Below are 26447 nucleotides of genomic sequence, written 5' to 3'. Positions count from 1 at the left end.
GTGAACGCCGAATTCGAATGCCGCCCCGACTGCGGCGCCTGCTGCACGGCCGTCTCGATCGCGTCGGCCATTCCGGGCATGCCCGGCGGCAAGCCGGCCGGCGTGCCGTGCGTGCAGCTCGACGAACGCAGACGCTGCAAGCTGTTCGGACGTCCCGAGCGTCCGGCCGTATGCGGCGGCCTGCCGCCTTCGCCGGAAATGTGCGGAAGCTCCGCCGAGGAGGCGTTCGCCTACCTCGAATGGCTGGAGCGCGAGACGACGCCTTGACCGACAGTCCTTCCCTATCCGCTTAACTTAGCATCAGCCTCGCCGGACCGCCGGCCGCCTACGGGCGGTCCGGCGGTTTTTTTTCGCGCCGCCGCAATCTTCGTTTCCGTTCGCCGCGTACGGTTCGCCGCCTGCCCAAAATGGCTCTTTTTGACTAGCCGCCTCTCTTCGATTAGTCATTTACACCCGATAGGGTTGGAATTATGATTGGAATAAATAACCTAAATCTTACTCGAAAAAGGAGCTGCCCCATGCTGGAGAGGAAAAATAAACTGATGCTGCTGCTCACGCTCGGCGTCGCGCTGTTCTCCGTCTTGATTCACGTACTCGGCCGGGGGACGAACCTGTTCGACATGATGGTGCAGATGCACCATTCGCTGGCCGCGGAGGCCCATCCGGTCTGGCTGAACGTCATCGCGGTTCCTCCGATCCTGTTCCTCGCCGCAGCCGCCGCGCTGTTCGCGCAGCATCGAAGCCACCGCTTGATCCCTCCCCTGGTCACGTTGGCCCTCGTCAGCTCCAGCATTTCCCTGATCGCCGGCAGCGGCGGGGGGACGGAATTCCACTTTTCCATCTTCATGGTCATCGCCATCCTCTGCTTCTACGAGAGCATTCCGCTGCTGATCGGCGCCACGCTCATTTTTACCGTGCAGCATCTGATCGGCTTCTTCTTCTCCCCGGAAATGGTGTTCGGCGTCTCTTCGTATTCGCTGACCATGCTGGTCACGCACGCGTTTTTCCTCGTGGCGACTTCGCTGGCCGTCATCTTGCAGATCGCTTCGAACAAAAAAGCCCGTGAGGCGCTGAATGCGGAAAAAGACCGGGAGCGCGCGCAGACCGTAGGCGAAATCGTCGAACGGCTGACCGCCACTTCGGGCCAGTTATGCGGTCGGACCGGCGAATTGAGCGCGCAGGCCGAATCGTCGGCGGGCGCGAGCAGCCTGATCCGCGAGCACGTCGCGGACATCTACGAAGGTTCGCAGGAACAGAAAAACGAAGCGGGCAGCGCCCGGACCGCGATCGAAAAAGTCGGCGCCGACCTTCGGCAAATCGTCACGGACACGTCGGCGGTCTCGGAAGTGTCCGGGCAGAGCGCCCTCCACGCGGAAGCGGGCAACCGCAGCATGGGCGAGCTCATGCACCGCCTGACGACGCTCGAGTCTTCGGTGAGCGATTCGGCCGAGCGTATTCGCCTGCTGAACGAGCATGCCCGGCAGATCGGTGAAGTGACCGACTTGATCCGCAGCATCGCTTCGCAGACCAACATGCTGGCGCTGAACGCTTCGATCGAAGCTTCGAGAGCCGGCGACGCCGGGCGCGGATTCGGCGTGGTCGCGACCGAAATTCAGCGGCTCGCCCAGCAGTCGAACGCTTCGGCGGAAAATATCGGCGCGTTTCTCGGCCGCATAAACGAGGAGTCGCAGCATTCCGCCGTGTCGATGCAGCGCGTGACCGCCGAGCTGTCCGACGGCCTCGCCGCCGCGCACGAGACGGAAGATTCGTTCCGCGTCATCCGCGACCATGCGAATGAAGTGAACGCCAAGCTGCGGCAGGTGCTGTCGTCCGGCAGCCTTGCGCTGGAGAACTCCGGCCAGGCTTCGAATTCGATCGAGACCATTTTTCTGATCGCGGACGAATTCGTGCACGCCTGCGAGCAGGTCAAAGGTCATGCGGACAACCAGCTGCAGTTCAGCGGCGAGACCGCGCAGATCGCGGCCCAGCTCGGCGGCGCCACGTCCGAACTGCGCGAGACGATCGCGCGGATTGGCGCTTGAGACGCAGAAGCGGGCAGCGTGGACCGGATGGATCGGGGCGCAGCAGCGCCGAATGAGACGGACGATGGAAGCGCCGGACGGGCCGTTCGCGGGCCGTCCGGTTCGCGCGCGGATACGGCCCGTGTACCCGGCAGGCAAAATCGGTTATAGTAAAAAGCATGCCTATGCCTCTTCGTCGACAAGACGGACAGGTCAGAAAGGAAGAACCTCTACCGATGAACCGATACCGCATGATCCCCCGACACCGCTGGGCGCTCGCGCTGCCGATCGCGCTTGGCCTGCTGCTGAGCGCCTGCGCGCAGGGCACGGTCGACGTGACCGTCAACCGCAACGGAACGGCCGATATCCGCATGGACGCGACGATCGACGAATCGGCGCTGAATACGATCGGACAAGGCGACCTGCCCGAGCAGATCGCCGCCAGCCTGCGCGAACAGGGCCTGGACGCCCAGGCGATCAATCAGGACGGCAAAGCGGGCCTCAGCGCTTCGCGCACGGTCGAACTTAAAGGCGGCCCGATCCCGAAGATGCCGGCCGGCATCACCGCCGAAGACCGCAAGGAAGAAGGCTGGTTCTCGACGACGCATAATCTGGTCGTCGTCGCCGATCCGCCCGAGCTAATTCCGCGCGAAAGCTCGTCGCTCACCGGCTTTATCGGCTCCCGCCTGCTCGGCCGTTTCGTCGAGAGCGAATTCGACTTCAAATTCAGGCTGACGCTGCCGATCAAGCCGGGCGCGAACAACGCCGACGAAGTCTCCGCGAACGGCCGCACGCTGACCTGGGATCTCTCCGCGACCCGCGAGAACCGGGTCGAACTGAGCGTGACCGTGCCGAAGATCGACCGCATCCTCTACGCCGCTTCCGCCGTGCTGCTGATCGTGATCGCGGCCGTCGTCTTCTTGCTGCTGCGGCGCAAACGCCGGAAGCAGCACCTGCCTCCTCCCGCCGCGTAACGCAAAAGGCTGACGGAACTTTCCGTCAGCCTTTTTTGTTGCCCGGAGCGCGGCTGCGCTGCGCAAGGTTCGGATCGAACTTTGCGCGCTGTCGGCCCTGCCGCTTTAGACGCGCAGCGAATCCTGATAACGCTATTCGCGGATATTCGGCCGTTTGGAGAATCTAACGAATCCTCGTAACGCTATCGGCCGCAATAGGGTCGATTTGCGACGTTTTGGAGCAAATAGCGTGCTGAGGATTCGTTAAAATCCATAAAAGCCATTCTGAGCGCAAATAGCGTGACGACGATTCGTTAGCATCGGCCGAGTCCGTATCAACACCGGCCCGCAGGCGATTTTCGCGAGTCGGATGCTGTGGCTGTAGGTCGTGTAGATAGTATGTTGTAGGCGCTATAGGTGTTGTAGCTGCTGCAGCCACTATAGCGTGAGTAGTGTGGCTATAGCACTCCAAGCCCCCTAGCAATCCGCCTGACCCTCCACCTCCCGCCAATCTTGTCACCCTTTCCGCCATACGCGGCGCGACACGTCGCCGGTCCCGCCGCGATATACGGCATATTCCCCGTTCGTCAGGTCGACCAGCGCCAGGCCGCGCGATTCCTCGATCGCATACGTATGCGAGCCGAGGTCGCAGTTCAGCCGCGCGCCGTCACAGCAAATGAACTCGCACGGCGTATGTCCGTGCACGACCGTTTTCCCGCCTGTCGCCCGCAGGATCGACTCCGCCGGATACGCGTAAAATTCGCGTTCCGTCATCCACAGAACGTCCCGGCTCTGCGCGTCCAGCGGCTGGTCCGGCATAAATCCGGCATGCGTGTACACATATTCGTCGTCCTGCGCCACCATCGGCAGGCCCAGCAGCCACTCGAAGCTTGCCCGGCTCTCCGTTTCGTCTTCGAACGTGCGATCGAAGCTAGCCAGCGCTTCCGCGCCGCCGTGAATAAGCCACATATTCGAACGCTTTTCCAAATACCAGCGCAGCATCTCTTCGTGATTGCCGGTCAGCACCGTGACCCGCTCCGGATGTATGCGCTGCAGCATACGCAAATAGCGGACGACCAGCGCGCTGTCCGGTCCCCGGTCGATCAGGTCGCCGCCGACCGTCAGCCGGTCCGTGAATCCGTCGTAGTCCATCTCCCGCAGCAGTTCGATCAGCCCGCGGTATTCGCCGTGGATATCGGTAACGAACAGCTTGCGTCCTTCCTTCATGGATATGCGCCCCTTCTTCTGTTGGTCTGCACCCTGCGCGGCACGCGGCTCCGTTTCGGCTCTTTCTTTTCCGGCATTGCTGTTTCCATTGTACCATTTCGGCCGCGATCCCCGCTCCCTGCGTCTCCCGGGCGGCGCGCGCTGCTTTTCCCTCGTTTCGGATTGACATCTTTTTTCGTAAGGGCTATCATTTTGGACAAATGAAGTAAGCGCTACCAAAATCACGCAAAGGACTCGATGCCATGAATGCGAAAAAACGCCCCACCGTCAAGGAGATCGCCCGCGAGGTCGGCCTGTCGGTCGCTACCGTGGATCGCGTGCTGAACAATCGGGGCCGCGTCAAGCCGGAGACCGTCAGGCTCGTCATGGACAAAGTGCGCGAGATGGAGCCTGCGCCCGATCTCCCGGCCGGCTTTTCGTCGAACAGCCGCAGCGTCTCGTTGGCCGTCGCGTTCCCCGAGCTGCCGGAATATTTCTGGAAACAGGTCGAGACCGGCATCGACGCGGCCATTCGGGATTTTCGCGATTGCGGCCTGCAGGTCCGTACGATCCGCTCCAAAGATTACGATCTCACCGACCAGAAAACGAAGATGCTGGAGCTGGTCGACTCCGGCGAGTACGACGCGATCGCGATCTCCCCGAACGATCCGCAGGAGATGACCGACGTGATCGACCATGCGGTCAGCCGCAATCTGACCGTGGGCACGTTCAACAGCGATTCTCCGCTCAGCTCGCGCCTGTTCTACGTCGGCTGCGATTACCGGGTCGCCGGGCGCCTCGCCGCGGATACGCTGTGCCGGCTGATCGGCCGACGCGGCCGAGTCGGCCTCATCATGTCGTACACCAATCTTCAAATGCAGCAGAAAGTGACCGGATTCCGCGAGGTGATCGGCACTTATCCCGGCGTCGGGCTCAAAGCCCCGCTGAAGGTCGATCAGGAAGAATACACGTCGTTCGAGACGTTCGCCGACTATTTCGACGGGCTGGACGGCGTCTACGTAGCAAGCGCCAAGCTGCATCTGATCGCCGAACATCTGGAAGCGGCCGGACTGGCCGGGCGTCTGGCGCTGATCGGACACGACATGAACGACGAGATCCATGAAGCGCTGCAGCGCGACGTCGTCACGGCCACCATCTGTCAGGACCCGTTCAATCAAGGCTACCGCATCGTCAAAATGCTGTTCGAATACCTGGCGTCGAGAAAACAGCCCGACCCGCGCGAGAAAAGAATCAAGCTGGAGCTCGTGACCCGGGAAAATGCGCAGTATTACGTCTAAAACAGAGCTCCGAGTCCGTCCGTCTGCTTGGCGGGAAGGTCCACCTTGCGCGGACATCCTTTCTTTTTCCCTAAAATGAAAAACGTCCCTCATTCGATGATCGAGATTCGAGCATTGAGGCACTTCCTTCAAAAGTCCCAATGGTCGCTCTCTCTTTTCTACTATTATAAAGGACGCTGCCGCAGGTCGTTCTGCCCAGCGCATCCCGGGAGGCTTTTGCATGAAATTTACCGACGGCTATTGGCATGTCCGTTCCGGCTTGACGCTTAACGCGGCCCAGGAAGTCCGCGACCTTACGCTCGGCGAGCGGGAGATCGAAGCGTTCGCCGCCTGCAAAAAAATCGTCGCCCGAGGCGATACGCTCAACACGGCGATCCTCACGTTCCGGTATTCCTCTCCCATGCCCGACGTGATCTGCGTGGAATCGGTGCATCACGAAGGCACGCGGCTGCGCGGGCCCCATTTTCCCAAGTCCACCGACCCTTCCGTCGACGTTTGTGTGACCGAAGACCCGGAGACGGCGATGCTGACGAGCGGCAGTCTGAGCGTGCGGATTCACAAAAGCGGAGACTGGAACGCCCAATTCTATTACGCAGACCGCCGGCTGACGGGCAGCGAACGCAAAGGCCCGGCCCATATCCGCTCGGCGGACGACGCGTACATGCGCGAGCAGCTCGATCTGGGCGTCGGCGAACGCATTTACGGGCTCGGCGAGCGGTTTACCCCGTTTGTCAAAAACGGCCAGGTCGTCGACCTGTGGAACGAAGACGGCGGCACATGCAGCGAGCAGGCTTACAAAAACGTGCCGTTCTACCTGTCGAGCTTCGGCTACGGCGTATTCGTCGATCATCCGGAAAAGGTGTCGTACGAAGTCGGTTCGGAGCAGGTGGAAAAGGTCCAGTTCAGCGTGCCCGGCGAACGGCTGCGCTATTACGTCGTCGGCGGCGCGACGCTCAAAGACGTGCTTCGCCATTATACCGCGCTTACCGGACGTCCCGCTCTTCCTCCGGCGTGGTCGTACGGGCTCTGGCTGAGCACTTCGTTCACGACTTCGTACGACGAAGACACGGTCAATCATTTCGTGGACGGCATGTTCGAACGCGGCATTCCGGTGCATGTGTTCCACTTCGACTGCTTCTGGATGAAGGAGTTTCAGTGGTGCGATTTCCGCTGGGACACGCAGCAGTTTCCCGACCCGCAGGGCATGCTGGACCGGCTCAAAGCCAAAGGACTGCGGATTTGCGTCTGGATCAACTCGTATATCGGACAAAAGTCTTACCTGTTCCGGGAAGGCGCCGAGCACGGTTATCTGGTCAAAACCGCCGCAGGCGACGTCTGGCAGTGGGACCGTTGGCAGGGCGGCATGGGACTCGTGGACTTCACGAATCCGCAGGCGGTCGACTGGTTCAAGTCCAAGCTGCGTCCGCTGATCGAGATGGGCGTGGACAGCTTCAAGACCGATTTCGGCGAACGCATCCCGAGCGAAGGCGTCGTCTATCATGACGGCTCCGATCCGGTCAAGATGCACAATTACTATACGCTGCTGTACAACCGGGCCGTGTTCGAAGTGCTGGAAGAAGTCCAAGGACGGGACCGGGCGCTCGTGTTCGCCCGCTCGGCGACGACCGGCGGCCAGCAGTTTCCCGTGCACTGGGGCGGCGACTGCACCGCGTCTTACGTCTCGATGGCCGAGAGTCTGCGCGGCGGTCTGTCGCTCGGTCTGTGCGGCTTCGGCTTCTGGAGCCACGATATCGGCGGCTTCGAGAATACCGCTTCGCCGGACATTTACAAGCGCTGGAGCGCATTTGGCCTGCTGTCGTCGCACAGCCGGCTGCACGGCAGCCAATCGTACCGCGTACCGTGGCTGTTCGACGACGAGGCGAGCGAGGTCTTGCGGCATTTTACGCAGCTCAAAATGCGGCTGATGCCCTATCTGTTCGCCGCCTCCGTCGAAGCGGCGAACGACGGGCTGCCGATGCTGCGCGCCATGCTGCTCGAATTCGGCGGCGATCCCGCCTGCGAAGAGCTGGACCGCCAGTACATGCTCGGCGGATCGCTGCTCGTGGCGCCGATCTTCAACGAGCGCGGCGAAGCGCTGTATTATTTGCCGGAAGGACGCTGGACGCATCTGCTCACCGGCGAAGACGTACAGGGCGGCCGCTGGCGGCGCGAGCGCTACGACTACTTTGGCCTGCCGCTGCTTGTGCGGCCGAACACGCTGCTTGCGCTCGGCGCGAACGAAGCCCGGCCGGATTACGACTATGTCGACGGCGCGGAGCTGCACCTGTTCGCGCTCGAAGACGGGCACGAAGCCCGCGCCGCGATCTATGCGGCGGAAACGGAAGGCGCCGCGGTCCGCCGGCCGGAACTGACGGTCGTCGTGCGCCGCGCAGGGCGGGTGTTGACGGTGTGCTCGGAGAGGGCCGCGGGGAAGGCCGCGGAAGGAAACGCGGCAAGGGCTGCGGAAGGCGCCGCGTGGGCTGCGGAAGGGAACGCGGGGAGAATCGCGGAGAGGGCCGCGGAAGGGACACGGGCGCCGAGCCCGGACGGGCTTGGCGCAGGCAGCGCGCCGAGCGGCGACAAGTCCACGACGTGGAAGCTTGTGCTGCGCGGCATCTCGGCGATCGAATCCGTCGAAGGCGCGGAAGCGTCGGCTGAAGACGCTTCGATCGTCCTGACTCCGGACGCGGAGAGCGGCAGATTTACCGTCTGGCTGCCGGAGTCTTGACCGGCGGCGCGGCGGCATGGAGAAGGATTTCATAGCTTTCAGCGCGAACGTGCTTTAGAATGGAACTCGACCGGAACCCATGAGCCTGTAAATCGCTTCAAGCGGTTTGCGTGTTATTCCATCACAAGGAGGATCTTATGCCGAACCGCAACAAAAACAAGTGGATGGTCGTGCTGGCCGCCGGCCTGCTGCTGCTCAGCGCCTGGAGCTGGAGCCGCGAAGCCGCGTCGCTCGCCGTCAACAGTACCCCGTCGCATTCGTCCATGCCGACGCTTCTCGACTGAGCGACCGCATGCTCTGGATCGACTGCATGGAAAAGATCGGCTGCATCGAAAGGATCGAAAGGATCGAAAGGATCGACCGTTCAGATCGGCCTTTTTGGCTTTATCCGACGCGAGTCTATACGCCGCTTATTTCTATCTATCGCCTACATAGGGCGTCACCGGCTTCGGCTCGGCGGCGCCAATTCGCTCGAACGGCTCGAACGGCTCGCTCCGCATGCAGGGCGCATGCTTTACTTACAGGTAGGCAGGTCGCTTGCTTGTATGCTTACCTTCGTTATCCCGGCGCCGGCCGCTTATGCAGCCGGAAGCCGGGATTTCGTTTTGTCCGTCTGTCCCTATGCGTTGTCGGTGCAGCAAAAAGAGCGGACAAGCCGCTCATCCGCTCCCATTGTCGACAAACCCGCCTGTCGCAAGCGCCTAACGAACCCTGATCACGCTATTTGCCTATTTACGCGCTTTTATCCAAACTAACGAATCGTCATCACGCTATTGCCTCAAAATCGGCCTAAAACGGCGTTTTCACGCCCAATAAGGATAGGAGGATTCGTTAGTTTGCTAAAAACACGAAAAATCGGCAAATAGCGCTGCTAGGATTCGTTACGTGTTCAAAAAGGCGCGCAGGTCCGCAAAAAGATTCCGCAGGGCGCAAAACGCGCAAGGGCGGAATGTCGCACATACCCTTTTCTTTACACTGGAAAAGAAACCGAGCACGCCAAAAGAAACCCGATTCTCCGACACGGAGAACCGGGTTTCTGTGTGCAATGAGCGGCCGGACGCGAGGCTCCGCATGCCGCTACCGGGTCGATCCCGCCCGCAGCCGGGCGTAAGCCCAATGGTCCGTCGGGCCGTGTCCGCCGCCCAGATTGAGAGCCGGCGCGCCTTCGATCGCCGCCTGGATAAAATCGCGGGCGGTTCGTACCGCGTCGCGAACGTCTTCGCCTAGGGCGAGCTGCGCCGTGATCGCGGCGGAGAACGTGCAGCCCGTGCCGTGCGTGTGCCGCGTCGCGATCCGCGGGCCGCTCAGCTCTTCGAAGTCGCGCCCGTCGTAGAGCAGATCGACGACGCGTGAAGCGCGCCCGGCGCCCGCTCCCGCCTCCGGCTCCTCCCGCCGCGCCCCGCCGGCGCCTGCTCTCTCCCCCGGCTCTCCTCGCCGTGCTCCGCCGGCGCCCAATCCCGCCTCCGAATCTTCCCCGGCATGGCCGCCTTTGATCACGACGATCTTCGCGCCGTAAGCGGCGATGCGCCGCGCGGCTTCGCGCCGATCCGCCATCGAGGCGATCGTCATGCCCGACAGCGCCTCCGCTTCGGGGATGTTCGGCGTGACGACGTACGCCAGCGGCAGCAGATGCCGCTTCATGGCTTCGATCGCGTCGGCGCGCAGCAGCTCCGCGCCGCCTTTGGCGATCATGACCGGGTCGACGACGACCCGGCTCCAGCCGAACGCCGCGATTCGCTCGGCCGTCTCGCGGATGATTGCCGCGTCGAACAGCATGCCCGTCTTCAGCGCGTCGACGCCGAGATCTTCGCCGACGGCGTCGATCTGCTCGCCTACCGCGCTTGGCGTCATCGGATAGACGCCGCGCACGCCCCGCGTATTCTGCACGGTGACGGCGGTAATCGCCGACATGCCGAAGACGCCCAGTTCCTGGAACGTCTTCAGGTCGGCCTGAATGCCGGCCCCGCCCCCGCTGTCCGAGCCGGCGATCGTCAGCGCCCTGAATACCGTCATCTCGCACCTCCGGCGCTTGCGGGCGCAATCGCTATCCGCCGTACCGCGTTCGCAGCCGCTGCCGCGGAAGCCTCGTCCAGCGCGGCCAGCGCATCGAGGAACGCGATCTGGAAGCTGCCCGGGCCGCGCCCGCCCGCGGCTGCGGCTGCCGCTTCGGCGGCGACGCCGTACAGCGCAAGCGCCGCAGCGCCCGCCCGCAGCCGGTCGCGTTCGACGGCGCGGAACGCGCCCATGACCGAAGTGAGCAGGCAGCCCGCTCCCGTGACCCGTTCGAGCAGCGCGTCGCCTCCGGTGACGACGTAACCGGCCGTCCCGTCCGTGATGACGTCTTCGCGGCCGGTAACGGCCACGACCGTGCCGAGCTTCGCGGCGGCCCGCATGGCCAGGTCCACGGCCGCGCCGCCGGCTTGCCCGCCCGCGTCGACGCCTTTGATCTCGCGGATCTCGCCGACGAGATGCGCGATCTCCGCGGCGTTGCCGCGCACGAGGTCGATCCGCACTTCGCGCAGCAGCCGAAGCGCGGACTCCGTGCGGTACGGCGTCGCGCCCGCCCCGACCGGGTCGAGCAGCACCGGCACGCCGGCTTCGTTGGCGGCCTGGCCCGCGATCGCGCACGCTTCGACCAGTTCGGCCGTCAGCGTGCCGAGATTGAGCACCAGCGCGCCCGAGACGCGCGCCATGTCCGCGACTTCCTCGCGCGCATAAGCCATGACCGGCGACGCACCGAGCGCCAGCAGGCCGTTGGCCGTAAAGTTCGTGACCACCGTATTCGTGATGTTATGTACCAGCGGCCGTTCGCTGCGCAGCCGCCGCAGCAGCTGCCCCATTTCCTGTTCCATCCTCGTCAGCCTCCCGATTTCGTGATGACATCCGCTTCGCGTGTACGCCCGGCCAGACCTAGACCGGCCATTCCTCCAGGCGATACGCCATGTCCCAGAACATGTACTCCAGCCGGCAGCTGGCGTCGAACTGCTCTTTGAGTTTGCGTTTGCGCGCTTCGCTCAGCGGCTCCGCCCATTGATCGAGCAGCTCCCGCATCTTGTCCGTCACGCCCGCTTCGCGGCTGCCGTAGAAATGCATCCAGTCGTAGAACGGATGCTCCGGACCCGGCTTCACTTCGTCCAGCAGGCGCTGCCCGATCTCCGCGTACGTCCACGGACACGGCAGCAGCGCCGCCAGAATGTCTTCCAGCGTGCCTTCATGGGCCGCGTTCAGCATGTGGCGGGTGTAATGGTGCGCCGACGGGGCAAGCGGATAGCCCTGCATCTCTTCGTACGTCACGCCGGCGCGCTCGCAGAAGTTTTGGTGCGGATGGATTTCGCTGTTGAGGATAAAAGCGATCTGTTCGTTGAACATCTGAATATGCTCGCGCTGTTCGCAGCGGGAGATCGCGATGCCGTAGATGCGCATGTACGCGTTCAGATATTCGAAATCCTGCTTGACGTAATGAATCAACTGTTCGCTTTGGAGCGTGCCTTCCGCGATGCCGCGGACGAACGGATGCTTGAAAATCGCTTCATAGATCGGGTCCGCCCCGCGGCGAAGCTGTTCGGTAAAAGACATGAATCATCGACCTCCAATAAGGGGATTCCCGCGCGAAAAGCAAGGTCCACCGCGGAGTTCCCCCGAATGAAAGCGCAAAAAAAGCCGCTCCGAAATGGAGCGGCTCCCGTTTATGCATCAAAAGTACAAACTTGTCGTTGTCCGAAACAGGGGTCCGGCTCCACTTCCCTACGCCGGTACGAGCCGGATCAGGTTCAAAGGGTCCAAGAGCTGTTCTTGTCTCAGCCGCGCAGCGGCTCCCCCAGTGGATCATGCTATTCGATTGACGCCCGAAGGCGGCGGGTCAGGTTACGTGTCTACTCTATCTCCGCCGCGCCTTCTTGTCAATGCTGCCGGTAGCGCAAATAGTGATCGATCAACGGCGAGCACATAAAAGCCGCCAGACTCGCCGTTCCGAGCGCGATACCCAGGGCGCTTGCGGTCAACCCGTCGAGCCGGTTCAAGTCAAAACTCGTAAAAATCATCATGAAGCTCGCCAGCAGAGACGCTCCCGAAGGAATATACGCCAGCTGCTGCTGATAAGGAAACTTTTTGTAGATCAAGTATGAAGCGCTCATCAGGATGATAAACGTCGATGCTGCCACAAACACGATGCCGCTCAGCTCGAACACCTCCTTGCACACGAGGATAGCACAAGTGCCTTTTGAAGAAGTGAAAATATTGTTAATGTTGCGATATCGACCCGCTCCTCGGTCCGCGGCACGCAGCCCGGACACAACGAATTCCAGCTTAAACAAAAAAGGACGCAGCGTCAACCAAGCGGGCGACGAACGGCGGTATTCCGTACTTTTTGACTGGTGGTTTATTAAACTTCTTTACGAAACAATCTTTTTTGTGCAAAATAGAGTCTAAGCAAAACCATTCACTCATTAAAGCGAGACAGCGAAAAAGCGAACACGCACAAAAGCAAAAGGAGGCTTACGGATGATCAAATCTGGTGGAGTGGACTCGGAAGTGATTGCGGCACATTTGAAGGAGGCGCTGGAGCAAAATCGGCTGCTGCTGACCGAACGTGCGGAACGGGACATGGAACGCGCCCATTTCGACGACGAGATGCTGAGTGAGTTCCTCCGCACGCCGCGGCGCATCGACAAATACGAAGGACGGCGCGACAACGGCTGCTCCTATATTTTATACGGCGTTCGTACGACGCGGGCTGTCGTGTCCGTGCATGACGGGTACGTGACGCTCGTCTGCCTGAAGCATAATCCGTTTCCCGCCGTCGGCTGACGCCGCGGACTAAGCACGGAGCGCATTTACCGCTTTGCTACCGCTGCATGAAGCTTCGAACCCCGGGCAGCCGGGATTCGGGGCTTTTTGGCATGTGTGGTTATAGACATAAGATCCAAAACCTTCAGGCTTTCTTTGCCAAACAAAAAACGGTTCACCCTTCTTATAGATTAACCATAATGTTTATTTTATAATCGACAAATTTTAGCAGACCGTAAATTAAGACTTGAAAAGAGAGTCGTTTTCGGTTTATTATTCGGTGTAAGCGGTATCAAAGTTATTTTTTCCATAAACCATGTCCTTCATTGTTCTATCTTGATTAACAAATTAATTTACTAAATGTTCTGAAGGAGACTATGTATGAACCGAAAAATTTGGGTAAAAACCGGCGTCACCGCCCTGACCGCCGCTCTGCTGCTTCCCCTGTCCGCCGATGTCCTGTCGCCGCCCGCCGCGGCTGCCGCTTCTCCCGCCGCAGCGCTGAGCCAAGCGGTACAGTTTCCGACGTTCAACGCCAAAGCCCCGACTTTCCGCGAAGCGTCCGTGCATGATCCGTCCGTCATCAAAGTCGGCGACACCTTCTATGTATTCGGCTCGCATCTCGCGGCCGCCAAGTCGAAAGACTTGATGAACTGGGACCTGATCGCATCCGGCGTGACGAATACCAACCCGATCATTCCCAACGTCAAGACGGAGCTCAAGGAAGCGTTGGATTGGGCGCAGACCGATACGCTGTGGGCGGCCGACGTTATCCAGCTTGCGGACGGCAAGTTCTACATGTATTACAATGCGTGCAAAGGCGACTCCCCGCGTTCCGCGCTCGGAATCGCCGTCTCGGACAAAGTCGAAGGTCCGTACAAGGATACGGGCATCATTTTGAAATCGGGCATGTGGGACCAGAAAAGCGAAGACGGCACGATCTACGATGCGACCAAACATCCGAACGCGGTCGACCCGGACGTCTTTTTCGATAAAAACGGCAAACTGTGGATGGTCTACGGTTCGTATTCCGGCGGGATCTTCATTCTCGAAATGGACCCGAAGACCGGCAAGCAGCTGCCCGGCCAAGGCTACGGCAAGAAGCTGATCGGAGGCAATCACAGCCGGATCGAAGGTCCGTACATGCTGTATAACCCGAAGACCGATTATTACTACATGTACCTGTCGTTCGGCGGACTGGACGCGGTTGGCGGCTACAACGTGCGCGTCATGCGCTCGAAGACGCCGGACGGTCCGTTCCTCGACGCGCAGGGCAACGATATGACCAACGTGAAGTCCGACCCGTCGAAGCCGCTGTTCGACGACGATTCGATCGAACCGTACGGCGTGAAGCTGATCGGCAACTACCTGTTCGAACGCAAGCTCGGCGATCCGGGTACCGGCGTCGGCTTCGGCGCCGTCTCTCCGGGACACAACTCCGCCTATTACGACGCGAAGACGGGCAAGCAGTTCCTCATTTTCCACTCCCGCTTCCCGGGACGCGGCGAGCAGCACGAGATCCGGGTGCACGAAATGTTCATGAACGCGGACGGTTGGCCGGTTGTCGCGCCGTACCGCTATGCGGGCGAGACCGACGCGTCGGCCAAAGTGCAGGCCGCGGAGATTCCGGGCGACTACCGCTGGATCGCGCAGGGCAAAGCCATCAGCGCCGACATCGTCTCCGACGTGTCCGTGACGCTCAAAGCCGACGGCACGCTTGCCGGGGCGGCCTCCGGTACGTGGAAGCTCGAAGGCGAAAACCGGGTCACGATCACGACGAACGGGGTCGTGTACAAGGGACTGTTTCTCCGCGGGACCCATCCGGTATCGGGCGAGCGCACGTTGACGCTGAGCGCCCTGTCCGCGGCGGGCACAAGCGTATGGGGCACCAAGACCGGCAAAGCCTCGGCCAAAGTCGCCGTATCCGCCGTCGACAAAGCGCTTGAGTTGAACGCTGCCGGCGATACGTATTACGATCTGACGCTGCCGGCTGCCGGCACCGAAGGCACGCAGATCGCGTGGACGTCGTCGGACCCGTCCGTCATTTCGAACGCCGGCGTCGTTACCCGTCCGGCCGCCGGAAAACAGGACGCCAAAGTCACGCTGACGGCGGCGATCACGAACGGCGAGGCGCGGAAAAACAAGTCTTTTAAATTGACCGTACCGGCCCGGGCGCAGAGCCCGCTGATCGCCGCGTACGGCTTCGAAGACGCTTCGAAAAACCGGCTCAAAGACGGTTCCCCGAACGGCTATAACGGCACGCTCGAGAACGGCGCGTCGTACGTCAAAGGCGGCAAAAGCGGCAAAGCCGCCGTGCTGAACGGCAAAGACGGCTACGTGAACCTGCCGGGCGCCGTCGCCGACGCGCAGGACTTCACGTTCGCCGGCTGGGTCAAATGGAACGGCGGCGCCGACTGGCAGCGCGTGCTCGATTTCGGCAGCGGCTTGGACCGCCATATGTTCCTGACCCCTTCGCAGGGCAAAGGCGCCCAGTTCACGATCCACCGCGACGGCAAAGACCAAAGTATCGTGAGCGCGGCTCCGCTGCCGACCGGCAAATGGGTGCATGTCGCCGTCACGATCGCCGGCAGCACCGGTACGCTCTACGTGGACGGCCAAGCCGCCGGCACCAATGCGGAGATGACCTACGACCCGCGCGACGTGCGCGCAAGCGAAGCCTGGCTCGGCAAAAGCCGCTTCGCTTCGGACGCCTTTTTCGGCGGCAGCCTGGACGAAGTGAAGCTGTACGACCGGGCGCTGAGCGCCGCGGAGATCGCGGCGCTGGCGAAGTAAGGCGGCCAAGTCGGCCGGCGAGTTGAAGGAGCGGCGGGACATCGCTCCGGCGTAAGTTCGGACGAACGCCGGCAGCAGCATTGATCTCATCCTCCGGTCATCGTCTGTTCCATTCATCGACCGTTCCCAAAAAGCCCACGACTTTTCGCGCTTGCCGCGAAAGCCGTGGGCTTTTTGTCAGTTCGTATCCAGCAGTTCGTCCAGCCACCGTTCCGCAAGCCGCGTCGAGCCGGGCAGGAACGGCAGGGCGCCGACGCCCACTTTGTCCAGGCTGCGGTAGAAGTGATGGCCGGCGAACTCCGTTTCGTCCGCGTACGGGAACAGCACGCAGGCGGACGCCACGCTGCGTTCGTACTGCCCGCTCTCCCCGCTGCGCCGCACGATGGCGTCGCGGTAGCGGTGCATGACGTTGATGTCTTCTTCCAGCGGACCCGGCGCATGATACAGCGAAGCGTAGGAACTGCCGGGGACGGCCGGGTCGATCCGGTATTTGGCATCGAGCACGAAGCTGGTCTCTTCCGCCCTGTCCGGGCGGCCCAGCGTCAGCAGCAGGTCCGGCTTCTGCTCCGTCGTCGGGCGGCTGCGGCCCAGCATCGACGGATTGTACAGCAGCGAGAGCCGCGCGCCGCTTGCGCGATGTTCGTATTCGATCCGCGAGCGGCCGCCGCGGATCAGCGACGGGAACAGGCCGCTTCGGTCGATCTCCGGACTCTGGCGGCGCACGACCCTGCAGCGGCTCGCCAGCAGCCGGTGCAGCTTCAGGAAGCACCAGTATTCGTAGAGCTGTGCGGTGTCTTTGACGGACAGCCGCGTCAGTCCTTCCCGCATGGACAGTCCTTTGAGCAGCAGCAGATGCAGCTTGTACATCTCGCGGTAGCCCGGTGCCATTTGCAGCACGAGGCTGACGTTCACGCGCCGCAGCGGAGCGGCGCCGCGCAGAAAATCGGCGTCCAGCATGACGCCGATCCGGCGCTTGATCCGCGCAAGCTCGCGGTCCAGCAGCGGATCGCGGCCGGACCGGCTGCGCTTGAGTTCGCGGCGCAGCGCCTCGACCCGGCGCTCGGTCCGCTCCAGCATCCAGCGCAGGAACCGGTTCTCGTCCGTATCGGCCGAGAGGATGCGCCGGGTCTCGCGCAGATGGGTCGGCGCGTAGCGGACCGGCTGCGCTTCTTCGCCGGACGGGCCGACGCCGCGCCCCGCCTGCGGCTGCCGCACATCAAGCGTGAGCCAGCCGCGCTCGTCGGGGCGCAGCCGGTGCGGATGGCGCCGCAGATCTTCCAGCCCCGAGCGATCCGCCCGGCGCACCCGCCCGCTCTCGACCAGCCGGTGCTCGCGTTCCAGCCGGTGATGCGGATGGCTGGCGATCCGCGCCATGGCACTCTCGATCCGCTCGAAGATGCGGCGCAAAATCGCGTGGAATTCCGCCAGGCTCTGCCGCGGCGTCTCCCGCTCCTGCGCCGGGCGATACGTCCGGCGCAGGAAATCGAACGCCAGGTCATAGGCTTCTTCGCCGACTTCTTCGACCAGACGCGCATAATCGCGCCGGTAATCGAGCTTGGCCGGGAACACTTCGATCGTGACGACCAGCAGCGGCCTGCCGTTCAACCGGATCTCCAGCCGGCTCTCGCCGATCTCGCTGCCGAAATCGAGCGCCCCGGACAGCACGTTGCGCCCTCTCGGCTTGATCCGCCGCCGCAGATTGGCATTTTCATGATGAAAAGTCAGCTCAAGCGACGGATCGGCTTTGACCAGCGTCAGTTCGTACGATTTGGTCTCGTAGAAGCACGGATAAGCCGGTCTGCCGGCTTCCCATTGCTCAAGCTTGCCGCTCTCCGGCGAGAACAGCGCCACCGTGCAGCCCGTCAGGCGCGGCGAGCTCGCAGCGACGTCGAACGTCGCGGTCAGACGCTCCCCTTGGTCGGCGCCCCGATGCAGCGCCAGCCGTTCGACCGTCTCGTGCAGCGGCTCCCCGGCGATATACAGTTCGAACAGGTCGCTCTCGATCCGCAGCAGCTCGGTGCCCGAATCGGGAGCAGCCGACCGATAAGAGGTCATGATATTTCAGTCCTTTCCGATCTTCGACACATAACGCGCAAAATTGCCGTAGGCAAAGCCCCGCACCTGCTCCTCGCCGTAATGCTTCAGCAGTTCGTTAATGAGATTCTGCGTCTGTCCCGCGTGCTCCAGCCGTTCGGGCGTCGCGTCGATGCCGTCGAAGTCCGAACCGAAGCCGATATGCCGTTCGCCGCCGAGCGCGCACAGATGGTCGATATGCCGGATTACGTCCGCGATCGTGACCGGTCCCGGCGCCGCGAGGACGGAAGCGCCTGGTCCGGCCGATATTTTTTCCGCAGCCGAACGCTTTTGCAGCCGCACGAATTCCGGATAATACACGACATGCACCGGCGCGCCGCGCCCGAACATTGCCTGCGCCTGTTCGTCGGTCAGATTCCTCGGATGGTCGCACAGCGCGCGGGCGTTGGAATGGCTCGCAACCGGATAGTCGGCCAGCTCCAGCACTTCCCAGAATCCCCGTTCGTTCAGATGGCTGACGTCGGTCAGCATGCGGTAGCGGTTGTTCAGCGCCACGATGTCCCGGCCGAGCGTCGTAAGCCCGCCGCCCCGCGGTTCCAGCACCCCGTCGGCCGCCTGATTGGCGTAATTCCACGTCAGCCCGACCGAACGCACGCCCAGCCGGTACAGCAGATGCAGCCGTTTGAGATCGTTTTCGATCGGGTCCACGCCTTCGAGTGTGAGCAGTGCCCCGGTCTGTCCATCCGCAAGCTGCGCGATCTGCGGCCAGTCCGTGATGAGCGTCATGTCGTCATGCTTGTCCAGAATCTCGGCGTAAAAATAATGGATCTGGTCCAGGCACGACTGGAACCGCATCGAACCCGGCAGCGCCGGATCGACGAATACGGCGAAGCCCTGAACGGCAATCTCGCCTTCCTTCAGCCGCTGCCGGTTCGTCGCAAGCTCGGGCGCGTCCGCAAACGACAAACCGCCGCGCGAAGCTTCGATTTTGGCCAATGCGTCGCCGTGCAAGTCGATGATCCGCATCTCGTTCAGCCTCCGTTCACGATCGCTTTGTACGTCTCGATCGCCTCCGCGCGGGAAGTTTTGAGATCGACGATCGCGTCTTTTCTCGGCTTGTGCACCGTCTTGACGTCTTCGTCCGCAAGCTCCGGCAGCCATTCGCGAATCTGCTCGCCGTTCGGATCGTATTTCTCGGACTGGGTCACCGGGTTCACGACGCGGAAATACGGAGCCGAATTGGCGCCCAGCGACGCGCACCACAGCCAGTTGCCGCGGTTCTGCACGTTGTCGTAATCAAGCAGCTTGCGGCGGAAATAATTTTCCCCGAGCGTGAACGGACACTGAAGGTTTTTGGTGAGGAACATCGCGCACAGAATACGCAGCCGGTTCGGCATGAGCCCTGTCTCGTTCAGCCCCCGCATCGCCGCGTCGATGACCGGAATGCCCGTGTCGCCTTTGGCCCAGCGCTCGAAATGTTCGTCGGTCAAAGCAGACAGATCGTATTTTTTCTCATAGGCAAAATAGTCTTTGTCGTAGATCGCCAGATAATAGTAGAAATCGCGGAACGCGAGCTGGCGCACCCATTCGTCATTGCCTTGGCGGCGGATCGCCCGGGCGTACAGCTCGCGCAGCGAGACGGCGCCGGCGTTCACGTGCGGATTGACGCCGCTTGCCGGCAGTTCCGGGTAATAGTCGCGCTTGTCGCCGTACTCCGCTATATCGTTTTCCAGAAAAGGAGTCAGCTTCTCTTCCCATTCGTCCGCCGGCTCGTGTTCGGCCAGGCTCTGCGGCACATCGAACTTTTTCGGCCAGTCCGGCTTCGCCTTCCCTTCTTCCAGATCGTCAAGCTTGACCGAAGACGGTTCATTCGGCGCGTGGGACAGATACTCCAGCCACTTTTTGTGGAACGCGGCGAAGATTTTGTAATGGCCGTCTTTGCCGGTGAACTCGGCGAACCGCTCCGTGTCGATCATCAGCGAGTCGACGAGCAGCGTGAACGGAATATCATGCTTGTCTGCCGCCTGCTTCATTTTGCGGTCGCGCTCGCGCGCGTAAGGCGTGAAGTCGCGGTGCGCCACCACTTCGTCGATCTCGCTTTCGCTGCCCTGCAGCTCGCGCAGCAGCCAGTCCAGCACTTCCGCCGGATCGCCGTGGACGACGTGCAGCGTGCGATCCGCTTTGTCGTACAGCTTGCGCAGACGCGCGACGTGACGCAGGAAATTGACGCCGCTGTGCTCCTTGTCCCGGTCTTTTTGCAGCAGAAAAGGATCGAGAATCAGCAGGTGCATCACCGGAACCCCGGCCTCCCGCACATAGTCGAAAGCTGCCAGATCTTCGGTGCGCAGGTCTTTGCGGTGAATGAACAGTTTCAATCGGGCGTGCCCCTTTCCGGCGTTGAGTAAATACGTAGTCCCCCTATATTACCCGAGCGCGGCCCCAAACGGAACTCGAACGACGATCGGGGCGGCGGGAACGCGCGGGAGAGCGATCGAAGACGAACGGTAGAACGCTGCGGGAAAAAGAAACCCGGCCGTTCATAAGCCCGATCGTCCCGATCCTTTGCCTAATGCTGCCGCGGGCCGTGACGCCGACGGGACTTCGGTTCTATAATGGAAACGGATCGGATTGTGCCGAATCCGCGCGTTCCTTCGGGTCCGCGGAAGCCGCGGGGTCCGGCAGCTCTTTGACCATCAGCAGATGCGGAATGCCGTCTTCCATAAATTCGTCCGACGCGGCGAGGTAGCCGAGCTTCTCGTAGAAGCCTCTCGCCTGCGTCTGGCCGTGCAGCTTGACCCGGCGCAGACCCTGCCCGGCGGCAAGCCGCTCCAATCCGTTCAGGATTATGCGGCCGATGCCATGCTTGCGGTACGGCGCCGAGATGCAGATCCGTTCCAGCTTGCCCGCGCCGTCGACGGCCCGAATCCGGCCCGTGCCGACCGCCGTTTCTCCGCTGAGGATCAGCAGATGGCGGCAGCGGCCGTCAAGCGTATCGAATTCGTCGAATTCGTCTTCCAGCGGAACGCCCTGCTGCGCGACGAATACGTCTCTGCGAATCGCAAAAGCCTGCTCCAAACCTTCGTGCGTCGTGACGGTTACCGTTTTCGTGTCCAATGTGTTAAATGGGTTCAATGGGTTCAATATCATTCATCCTCTCGGGCAGCGCGCGATTCGCGGCGGATTCCAAACTTTTTTCCAGTATAGCCAAACTCGTCGAGGAAGTCTATTTACGTGCAAATACAACATTTTTGAAAAAGGAGCGATACACTATGGCTTACGAAGAACTGAACGGCGGCGGGTTATTCCCGCTCGGCAGCCAAATCGACAACGATTATTTTACCGGCGAGACCTATCTCAACCTGGTGTTCACCGACAGCTCCCCGCTTAATGCTGCGATCGGCAGCGTCACGTTCGCGCCCGGTTCCCGCAACAACTGGCATACCCACCAAGTCGGCCAGGTGCTGATCGTGACCGGCGGCGAAGGCTGGTACCAGGCAGAGAACCAACCGGCGCAGCCTCTCAAAGCCGGCGATATCGTCAATATCCCGCCGCATGTCAAACATTGGCACGGAGCGAACAAAGACAGCTGGTTCGTCCATCTGGCGCTGACGCCCGGCGAGACGCAGTGGCTGGAGCCGGTAGACGACGAAGCTTACGGCAGGTTGGGCGAGTAAAGCGGGGACGGCCGGATCGGTGAGCGGATTGGTAAGCAGATCGGTAAGCGGATTGGTAAGCGGATCGACCCGTCGGCGGTGCACCGAACTACCAAATAACCAAATAACCAAATAACCAAATAACTGCCTCACGACAGTTATTCGGTGCGCCTCGTCATGCCAGAAAAAAATAAGTGCGCAGCGACGCTTATTTTGCCCGTTCTCAGCCGACTTCCCTCCCTGCGCGACAAATAACGGTTCTCTCGCAGCTATTTGAGCGAAAACGGCTGATTTGCGGAAAATAAGTGTTCTCTCGCATTTATTTTGCCCGATCCGGTTGATTGGTGACTGTTCACCGCTCTCTCGCACTCGGGATAGCGGATGATTCAGTTGGCTCCGTTTCGTCCAAAAGCATAGGGTACAGCCAATCTGACACACCTGCTTATTTTTCGACAGCTTTCCAGTTGCGAAAAAAAAAGCAGCAGTCTGACAACGGAGGTAGACCCCATGAAGAACAGATGGAGAAAAACAACCGCCCTGGCGACAACGACCCTGCTGGCCGCAGCGATTGCCGTGCCGGTCTCGGCCGCTCCGGCTGCCGGACCCGTAACGTCGATATCGGCTTCCGCCTCGACCGCAGCGGCGGGCGTGGAGAACAAGCTGGTTGACGTCGCCGGATTCAAAAGCGCGTCCAACTTCAAGGCTTTCTATGCCAACCTGAAACGTGCCGTCGCCAAAGGCGACAAAGCCGGCGTAGCCGCGCGCGTGCATTACCCGCTGACCGTCTACAACCACGACGACGACGCGTCCAACAAGAAAATGGTCATCAAAAATAAAGCCCAATTCCTGAACAACTACAACCGGATCTTCACGGATGACGTGCGCGAGAACCTCGCCGACACTTCGTTTGCCGAATTGTTCGTGAACTGGAAAGGCGCTTCGATCGACGACGGCGATCTCTGGTTCACCCCGTCCAAGTCCGGCATGCCGGGCCTTTCGACGGTCAACCTGGACGATTAAGCCCGAACCCGGCGCGGCAAAAAGAACGAACGCCGCACAGAAAAAGGAGGTCCCTTCGGGGACCTCCTTTTTGCCGGTTATCGATTGCGTGATGCAGCTGCGTCAGAATCCGCCGCCGTACTGCTTCGGCGCGGTGGACGGCAGCTTCAGCGTCGCTTCCGCTTCCAGCGCCCAATACGGATTGCGCAGCATGCCGCGGCCGACCGCGACCAGGTCCGCGTCTTCGTTGCCGATGACGGCGTTCGCCAGAATCGCGTCGTCCAGACGGCCTACGGCCGCGACCGGAACGTTCAGATGTTCGCGGATCGCCCGAGCGAGCGGCACCTGGTAGCCGGCATGCGTGCCGGGTCTGCCGCCGGCACCGATCGGGCCTTCCCCGCCGGAAGAAATGTCAAACAGATCGACGCCCGCTTCCAGATACGCTGCGGCAAACACCCGGCTCTCTTCGATGCCGTAGCCGCCGTCCACGTATTCTTTGGCGGAGATGCGCATGATCAGCGGCATGTCCGCCGGCATGACTTCGCGCGCGGCGCGAATGATCTCGCAGCCGAAGCGCGTCCGGTCCTGGCCGTATTCGTCGTCGCGCCGGTTCGTCAGCGGCGAATGGAACTGATGGATCAGGTAGCCGTGCGCGCCGTGCAGTTCGATCGTATCGAAGCCGGCGCGAACCGCGCGCTCCACCGCGTCGCGGAACTTGCCGACCATGCCGCGGACTTCGTCCGTCGTCAGGGCGCGCGGCGTTTTCCAGCCTTCGTCGAACGCGATCGCGGACGGCGCGACCGGTACGGCAGCGTCTTCCGCTTTGCGTCCGGCGTGCGCGATCTGGATGCCGATCTTCGAGCCGTGGGCGTGCGCGGCATCGACGATGCGCCGAAGAGCGGGAATCTGCTCGTCCGACCACAGGCCGAGATCGTGGTCGGTAATGCGGCCGTCCGGTTCCACGTCGGTCATCTCGACGATGATCAGGCCCGTTCCTCCGACCGCGCGGCTGACGTAATGCACATAATGCCAATCGGTCGCGACGCCGTCTTTTTGCTCCACGGAATATTGGCACATCGGCGGCATGACGACGCGGTTTTTCAATTCCAGGTTTTTCAACGTAAACGGACTGAACAAGTTTTTCATGAAGAATCGCCTCGATTTCTTTGTAGAGGTTCTTTATAAACCTTCTTTATAGATACATGCGCATACATATAATTTAGCGCATTCTTTTTCCGCTGTCAATCTTCGCCCACCCTCTACTGCATCCTGCCCTTCCCGCTTGCGCCGCCAAAAAAAGCCGAAGCCCCGGCTCCGGCCTTTTCCTGAAGCCGCTTATCTACAGCTGCCTCTCCGGCACCGCTTATTCGGCATTTCCGGCATTTCCTTCGCTTCCGGCATTCCCTACAGCGCCCCGGCTCATGAAGCTTTGCAGCTCCGCCGGCAGTTCGCCCGAACGAACCGCCGCCTCCAGCACCTGCTCGACGATCCGGCGGCCCCGCTCAAGCTTGTCCGCGCCGAGTTCCGTCATTTCCGTGTATACGCCCCGCCGGTCGTCTTCGCAGACGTTGCGGCGCAGCGCGCCGCATCTCGGCGCTTCCATCCGCACGACCAGGCGCGACAGGGCGCTCTGGCTCAAGCCGACGCGCTCCTGAAGCTGCTGCAGGCGAAGCTTTTTCTCGTCGTTCAACGACAGAAAATGCAGCACGTAAAATTCGTTCAGCGACAGCCCCGGTTCTTCCTTGAGCGCTTCTTCCAGCCGATGGTTGATCGCGGCGCCGATATTCGCGAGTTCCAGCCAATTATTCAAAATTCCGTTCGATACATTCGATTGCATCATTTCACCTGTTTCGTCTGCTTGGAATAGAAAAGATGTTTTTGTATTATACCGCCTAATCCGAGGCCGCGCCAGCGCGGGGCGCCCGGCTCGGGACGAACCCCGACGCGCGGGCGGCGAGTTCTTCCGGACGTTCGCGCTGGCCTTCGCGGTGCCAGCGATACGTCAGGCCGTAGATCGACCAGCCGATCATCGTCGCTTCCGTGCGGAGCGATTCGTCGGCCGCGTCAAGCGCGGACGGTTCTCCTTCGCCCGGCAGCAGCATGCGCAGGACGAACTTTTCCAGTTGGGCGCGAATGTCTTCTTCCATCAGCAGCGCGATCGAGTCGTATCGCTTGACGCATCGGGCGCAGTCCCGGTGATAGTCGCACAGCGACACGATCATCCGGCGCACCGCGTCTTCGGTCAATCCGCCTCGCGGATCGATCCGCTCGGGCACATAGGCGTCGAACGCGAATTGGAGATAGCTTTGCAGCAGTGCGTATTTATCCTGAAAATGCGCGTAAAAAGTCGCCCGGTTAACGGTCGCTTCCCGCGCCACGTCGAGCACGGTGATCTGATTGAAATCTTTATGGTGCAGCAGCTTGCCGAACGCGTCGATCAACAATCGGCGCGTGCGGATCACCCGCGGATCGTTCGGATTCGGCATGAATACGCCGGACATGAGGCCACTCTCCTTCCCGGTACTCCAAATTATAGGCAAATGCGGCCCGACTCACAAGACGCGGCGCATCCGCCGACAGCCGGACTTCCGGCAAACTCTCCAGATCGCTCCCGCATTTTCCACGTATCTCCCCGACAATCCCTCTCAAACAGCGTTTAAGCGACAGATCGCTTCTTTTGTCGGTTGAGCGGAAGACTTGACGGCCGGTAAGCTTGGGGGCATAGGCGCTCCGCGTTCGCAGTCGATCGCGAACAGCGGCGGCAGCCTCAACTTTTCGGAGGTGTTTGTTCCATGACCCATACCCATCATCCAGCCTACCCTACGCCCGATTCCGGCCGCTCCGCGGAGCCGCTGTTTCAGCCTTACGCTTTGACCGACCGCCTTCGCCTGCAATCCCGCCTCGTTATGCCGGCCATGTCGCGCGGCTTCTCGCCCGGCGGCGTGCCGGGTCCCGACGTCGCCGCCTATTACCGCCGCCGCGCCGAGAACGGCGTCGGCCTCATCATTACGGAAGGCGCCGTCATCGACCATCCGGCGGCCGTCAGCGAGACAGTCGTGCCGGCGCTGCACGGCGCAGAAGCGCTGCACGGCTGGGCCGAAGTGACGCGGCAGGTGCACGAAGCCGGCGGAGTCATCTTCCCGCAGCTGTGGCATATGGGCATGGCGCGCCCTGCCGGCTCCGGCCCAAGTCCGGACGCGCCCTCCCTCGGTCCGTCCGGGCTCGATCTCGCCGGCAGCCCCGCCGGCGAACCGATGACGCAGCCGCAGATCGACGACGTCGTGCGATCTTTCGCCCGGGCCGCCGCGGACGCCCGGCGCGCCGGCTTCGACGGCGTGGAAGTGCAGGCCGCGCACGGCTATTTGATCGACCAGTTCCTCTGGGACCGGACGAACCGGCGCGAAGACCGCTACGGCGGCAGCGTCGCGCGCAGAGCCGCGTTCGCGGTCGAGATCATCGCCGCGATCCGCGCCGAGACGGGACCGGACTTTCCGATCGCCGTTCGCCTCTCCCAATGGAAGCAGGGTGATTACGCGGCCCGGCCGTGGCAGACGCCGGAAGAGTTCGGCGAGACGCTGCGCCTGCTGGCGGACGCCGGCGCCGACCTGTTCCACTGCTCGACCCGCCGCTTCCATGAACCGGAATTCGAAGGCTCCCCGCTGAATCTGGCCGGCTGGGCCAAACGGCTCGGCGGCAAGCCGGTCATCACGGTCGGCTCCGTCGGCCTGAGCAACGAGTTCCTGAACGCGTATCAGGGACAAGGCGCCGACAGCGTCGGTCTCGACGAACTGCTGCGGCGCCTTGGCGAAGACGAATTCGACCTCGTCGCCGTAGGCCGCGCGCTGCTCGCCGATCCGCTGTGGCCGCGCAAAATCCGCGAAGGCCGCGCAGCCGAATTGGCCGCGTTCGATCCGGCGTCGCTCGGCACGCTGCAATGATCTTTCTCTTGCTACTTAAACGTCCCTGCCGGATACCTA

The 26447-nt window shown here is 61.7% G+C and carries 23 protein-coding genes and 1 riboswitch; of the genes, 11 read left to right on the top strand and 12 right to left on the bottom strand.

Annotated features, from left to right (window positions below):
• From FFV09_RS16080 to FFV09_RS16070, 3 genes are all read left to right on the top strand, one after another.
• Positions 1-267, top strand: a complete 267-nt coding sequence (locus FFV09_RS16080; protein ID WP_141448771.1) for a YkgJ family cysteine cluster protein — start codon at positions 1-3, stop codon at positions 265-267.
• 251 nt (positions 268-518) lie between these two features.
• Positions 519-2042 carry a methyl-accepting chemotaxis protein gene (locus tag FFV09_RS16075; protein ID WP_170315054.1) on the top strand — a complete coding sequence of 508 codons (1524 nt, stop codon included), beginning with the start codon at positions 519-521 and terminating at the stop codon, positions 2040-2042.
• A 215-nt stretch (positions 2043-2257) separates the two neighbouring features.
• Entirely contained in the window at positions 2258-2995 is a 738-nt protein-coding gene (locus FFV09_RS16070; protein WP_141448769.1) for a hypothetical protein, read from the top strand.
• Positions 2996-3490: 495 nt separating this feature from the next.
• Here FFV09_RS16070 and FFV09_RS16065 read toward each other — a convergent pair whose 3' ends face one another.
• Positions 3491-4201, bottom strand: a complete 711-nt coding sequence (locus FFV09_RS16065; protein ID WP_141448768.1) for a metallophosphoesterase — start codon at positions 4199-4201, stop codon at positions 3491-3493.
• 242 nt (positions 4202-4443) lie between these two features.
• On the opposite strand from FFV09_RS16065, the gene FFV09_RS16060 reads away from it, so the two are divergent.
• From FFV09_RS16060 to FFV09_RS23845, 3 genes are all read left to right on the top strand, one after another.
• On the top strand, positions 4444-5478 hold the full coding sequence (locus FFV09_RS16060; protein ID WP_141448767.1) for a LacI family DNA-binding transcriptional regulator: 1035 nt from the start codon (positions 4444-4446) through the stop codon (positions 5476-5478).
• A 220-nt stretch (positions 5479-5698) separates the two neighbouring features.
• The gene (gene yicI / locus FFV09_RS16055) at positions 5699-8206 is read left to right on the top strand and encodes an alpha-xylosidase (RefSeq protein ID WP_141448766.1); all 2508 of its coding nucleotides are present in this window, start codon (positions 5699-5701) and stop codon (positions 8204-8206) included.
• Between the two features lie 137 nt (positions 8207-8343).
• Entirely contained in the window at positions 8344-8490 is a 147-nt protein-coding gene (locus tag FFV09_RS23845) for a hypothetical protein (protein WP_170315053.1), read from the top strand.
• Between the two features lie 793 nt (positions 8491-9283).
• Here the strand turns inward: FFV09_RS23845 and thiD are convergent.
• The 4 genes from thiD to FFV09_RS16035 form a co-directional block, all read right to left on the bottom strand.
• The gene (gene thiD, locus FFV09_RS16050; protein ID WP_141448765.1) at positions 9284-10219 is read right to left on the bottom strand and encodes a bifunctional hydroxymethylpyrimidine kinase/phosphomethylpyrimidine kinase; all 936 of its coding nucleotides are present in this window, start codon (positions 10217-10219) and stop codon (positions 9284-9286) included.
• Positions 10216-11058 carry a hydroxyethylthiazole kinase gene (thiM, locus tag FFV09_RS16045; RefSeq protein ID WP_141448764.1) on the bottom strand — a complete coding sequence of 281 codons (843 nt, stop codon included), beginning with the start codon at positions 11056-11058 and terminating at the stop codon, positions 10216-10218. Before thiM ends, thiD begins: the two co-directional genes overlap by 4 nt.
• A gap of 58 nt (positions 11059-11116) precedes the next feature.
• Positions 11117-11782 carry a thiaminase II gene (gene tenA / locus FFV09_RS16040; RefSeq protein WP_141448763.1) on the bottom strand — a complete coding sequence of 222 codons (666 nt, stop codon included), beginning with the start codon at positions 11780-11782 and terminating at the stop codon, positions 11117-11119.
• A 148-nt stretch (positions 11783-11930) separates the two neighbouring features.
• Positions 11931-12035: riboswitch (TPP riboswitch) on the bottom strand.
• A gap of 70 nt (positions 12036-12105) precedes the next feature.
• Entirely contained in the window at positions 12106-12366 is a 261-nt protein-coding gene (locus tag FFV09_RS16035; RefSeq protein WP_141448762.1) for a YesK family protein, read from the bottom strand.
• 340 nt (positions 12367-12706) lie between these two features.
• Between FFV09_RS16035 and FFV09_RS16030 the strand changes: the two genes are divergently transcribed.
• Together FFV09_RS16030 and abnB are read left to right on the top strand one after the other, a co-directional pair.
• Complete coding sequence (locus FFV09_RS16030) at positions 12707-13012, top strand: hypothetical protein (protein ID WP_141448761.1); 306 nt, start codon at positions 12707-12709, stop codon at positions 13010-13012.
• A gap of 360 nt (positions 13013-13372) precedes the next feature.
• Positions 13373-15784, top strand: a complete 2412-nt coding sequence (gene abnB / locus FFV09_RS16025) for an arabinan endo-1,5-alpha-L-arabinosidase AbnB (protein ID WP_141448760.1) — start codon at positions 13373-13375, stop codon at positions 15782-15784.
• Between the two features lie 177 nt (positions 15785-15961).
• Here abnB and FFV09_RS16020 read toward each other — a convergent pair whose 3' ends face one another.
• The 4 genes from FFV09_RS16020 to FFV09_RS16005 form a co-directional block, all read right to left on the bottom strand.
• The gene (locus FFV09_RS16020; RefSeq protein WP_141448759.1) at positions 15962-17839 is read right to left on the bottom strand and encodes a DUF2357 domain-containing protein; all 1878 of its coding nucleotides are present in this window, start codon (positions 17837-17839) and stop codon (positions 15962-15964) included.
• 6 nt (positions 17840-17845) lie between these two features.
• Positions 17846-18844, bottom strand: coding sequence for a dipeptidase (locus FFV09_RS16015; RefSeq protein ID WP_141448758.1), 999 nt, complete (start codon positions 18842-18844; stop codon positions 17846-17848).
• Positions 18845-18849: 5 nt separating this feature from the next.
• Positions 18850-20193, bottom strand: coding sequence for a cryptochrome/photolyase family protein (locus FFV09_RS16010; protein WP_141448757.1), 1344 nt, complete (start codon positions 20191-20193; stop codon positions 18850-18852).
• A gap of 232 nt (positions 20194-20425) precedes the next feature.
• Positions 20426-20932, bottom strand: a complete 507-nt coding sequence (locus tag FFV09_RS16005; protein WP_141450498.1) for a GNAT family N-acetyltransferase — start codon at positions 20930-20932, stop codon at positions 20426-20428.
• A gap of 155 nt (positions 20933-21087) precedes the next feature.
• Here FFV09_RS16005 and FFV09_RS16000 point away from each other — a divergent pair, with 155 nt between their 5' ends.
• The gene (locus FFV09_RS16000) at positions 21088-21492 is read left to right on the top strand and encodes a cupin domain-containing protein (RefSeq protein WP_141448756.1); all 405 of its coding nucleotides are present in this window, start codon (positions 21088-21090) and stop codon (positions 21490-21492) included.
• Between the two features lie 486 nt (positions 21493-21978).
• A complete protein-coding gene (locus FFV09_RS15995; protein WP_141448755.1) occupies positions 21979-22491 on the top strand; it encodes a hypothetical protein in 513 nt (170 codons plus the stop codon).
• Between the two features lie 102 nt (positions 22492-22593).
• Here the strand turns inward: FFV09_RS15995 and FFV09_RS15990 are convergent, their stop codons facing one another.
• From FFV09_RS15990 to FFV09_RS15980, 3 genes are all read right to left on the bottom strand, one after another.
• The gene (locus FFV09_RS15990; RefSeq protein ID WP_141448754.1) at positions 22594-23616 is read right to left on the bottom strand and encodes an NADH:flavin oxidoreductase/NADH oxidase; all 1023 of its coding nucleotides are present in this window, start codon (positions 23614-23616) and stop codon (positions 22594-22596) included.
• A gap of 217 nt (positions 23617-23833) precedes the next feature.
• Positions 23834-24310, bottom strand: coding sequence for a MarR family winged helix-turn-helix transcriptional regulator (locus FFV09_RS15985; protein WP_342782060.1), 477 nt, complete (start codon positions 24308-24310; stop codon positions 23834-23836).
• Between the two features lie 52 nt (positions 24311-24362).
• A complete protein-coding gene (locus FFV09_RS15980) occupies positions 24363-24971 on the bottom strand; it encodes a TetR/AcrR family transcriptional regulator (RefSeq protein WP_141448753.1) in 609 nt (202 codons plus the stop codon).
• A 291-nt stretch (positions 24972-25262) separates the two neighbouring features.
• Here FFV09_RS15980 and FFV09_RS15975 point away from each other — a divergent pair, with 291 nt between their 5' ends.
• Complete coding sequence (locus tag FFV09_RS15975; protein ID WP_141448752.1) at positions 25263-26408, top strand: NADH:flavin oxidoreductase; 1146 nt, start codon at positions 25263-25265, stop codon at positions 26406-26408.
• The last annotated feature ends 39 nt before the right edge of the window (positions 26409-26447 follow it).

The sequence above is a fragment of the Saccharibacillus brassicae genome (assembly GCF_006542275.1).
In the GTDB taxonomy this organism is placed as follows: domain Bacteria; phylum Bacillota; class Bacilli; order Paenibacillales; family Paenibacillaceae; genus Saccharibacillus; species Saccharibacillus brassicae.
Note: the sequence above shows the minus strand (reverse complement) of the source record. Positions and strands in the feature narration are given on the sequence as shown.

Coding starts and splice junctions, on each gene's coding strand:
- FFV09_RS15980 (WP_141448753.1), bottom strand. CDS start 24,971: ATGTCCGGCGTATTCATGCCGAATCCGAACGATCCGCGGGTGATCCGC.
- yicI (WP_141448766.1), top strand. CDS start 5,699: ATGAAATTTACCGACGGCTATTGGCATGTCCGTTCCGGCTTGACGCTT.
- FFV09_RS15985 (WP_342782060.1), bottom strand. CDS start 24,310: ATGATGCAATCGAATGTATCGAACGGAATTTTGAATAATTGGCTGGAA.
- FFV09_RS16070 (WP_141448769.1), top strand. CDS start 2,258: ATGAACCGATACCGCATGATCCCCCGACACCGCTGGGCGCTCGCGCTG.
- FFV09_RS16065 (WP_141448768.1), bottom strand. CDS start 4,201: ATGAAGGAAGGACGCAAGCTGTTCGTTACCGATATCCACGGCGAATAC.
- FFV09_RS16060 (WP_141448767.1), top strand. CDS start 4,444: ATGAATGCGAAAAAACGCCCCACCGTCAAGGAGATCGCCCGCGAGGTC.
- tenA (WP_141448763.1), bottom strand. CDS start 11,782: ATGTCTTTTACCGAACAGCTTCGCCGCGGGGCGGACCCGATCTATGAA.
- FFV09_RS16015 (WP_141448758.1), bottom strand. CDS start 18,844: ATGCGGATCATCGACTTGCACGGCGACGCATTGGCCAAAATCGAAGCT.
- FFV09_RS15990 (WP_141448754.1), bottom strand. CDS start 23,616: ATGAAAAACTTGTTCAGTCCGTTTACGTTGAAAAACCTGGAATTGAAA.
- thiD (WP_141448765.1), bottom strand. CDS start 10,219: ATGACGGTATTCAGGGCGCTGACGATCGCCGGCTCGGACAGCGGGGGC.
- FFV09_RS16000 (WP_141448756.1), top strand. CDS start 21,088: ATGGCTTACGAAGAACTGAACGGCGGCGGGTTATTCCCGCTCGGCAGC.
- FFV09_RS15995 (WP_141448755.1), top strand. CDS start 21,979: ATGAAGAACAGATGGAGAAAAACAACCGCCCTGGCGACAACGACCCTG.
- thiM (WP_141448764.1), bottom strand. CDS start 11,058: ATGGAACAGGAAATGGGGCAGCTGCTGCGGCGGCTGCGCAGCGAACGG.
- FFV09_RS16020 (WP_141448759.1), bottom strand. CDS start 17,839: ATGACCTCTTATCGGTCGGCTGCTCCCGATTCGGGCACCGAGCTGCTG.
- FFV09_RS15975 (WP_141448752.1), top strand. CDS start 25,263: ATGACCCATACCCATCATCCAGCCTACCCTACGCCCGATTCCGGCCGC.
- FFV09_RS16030 (WP_141448761.1), top strand. CDS start 12,707: ATGATCAAATCTGGTGGAGTGGACTCGGAAGTGATTGCGGCACATTTG.
- abnB (WP_141448760.1), top strand. CDS start 13,373: ATGAACCGAAAAATTTGGGTAAAAACCGGCGTCACCGCCCTGACCGCC.
- FFV09_RS16075 (WP_170315054.1), top strand. CDS start 519: ATGCTGGAGAGGAAAAATAAACTGATGCTGCTGCTCACGCTCGGCGTC.
- FFV09_RS23845 (WP_170315053.1), top strand. CDS start 8,344: ATGCCGAACCGCAACAAAAACAAGTGGATGGTCGTGCTGGCCGCCGGC.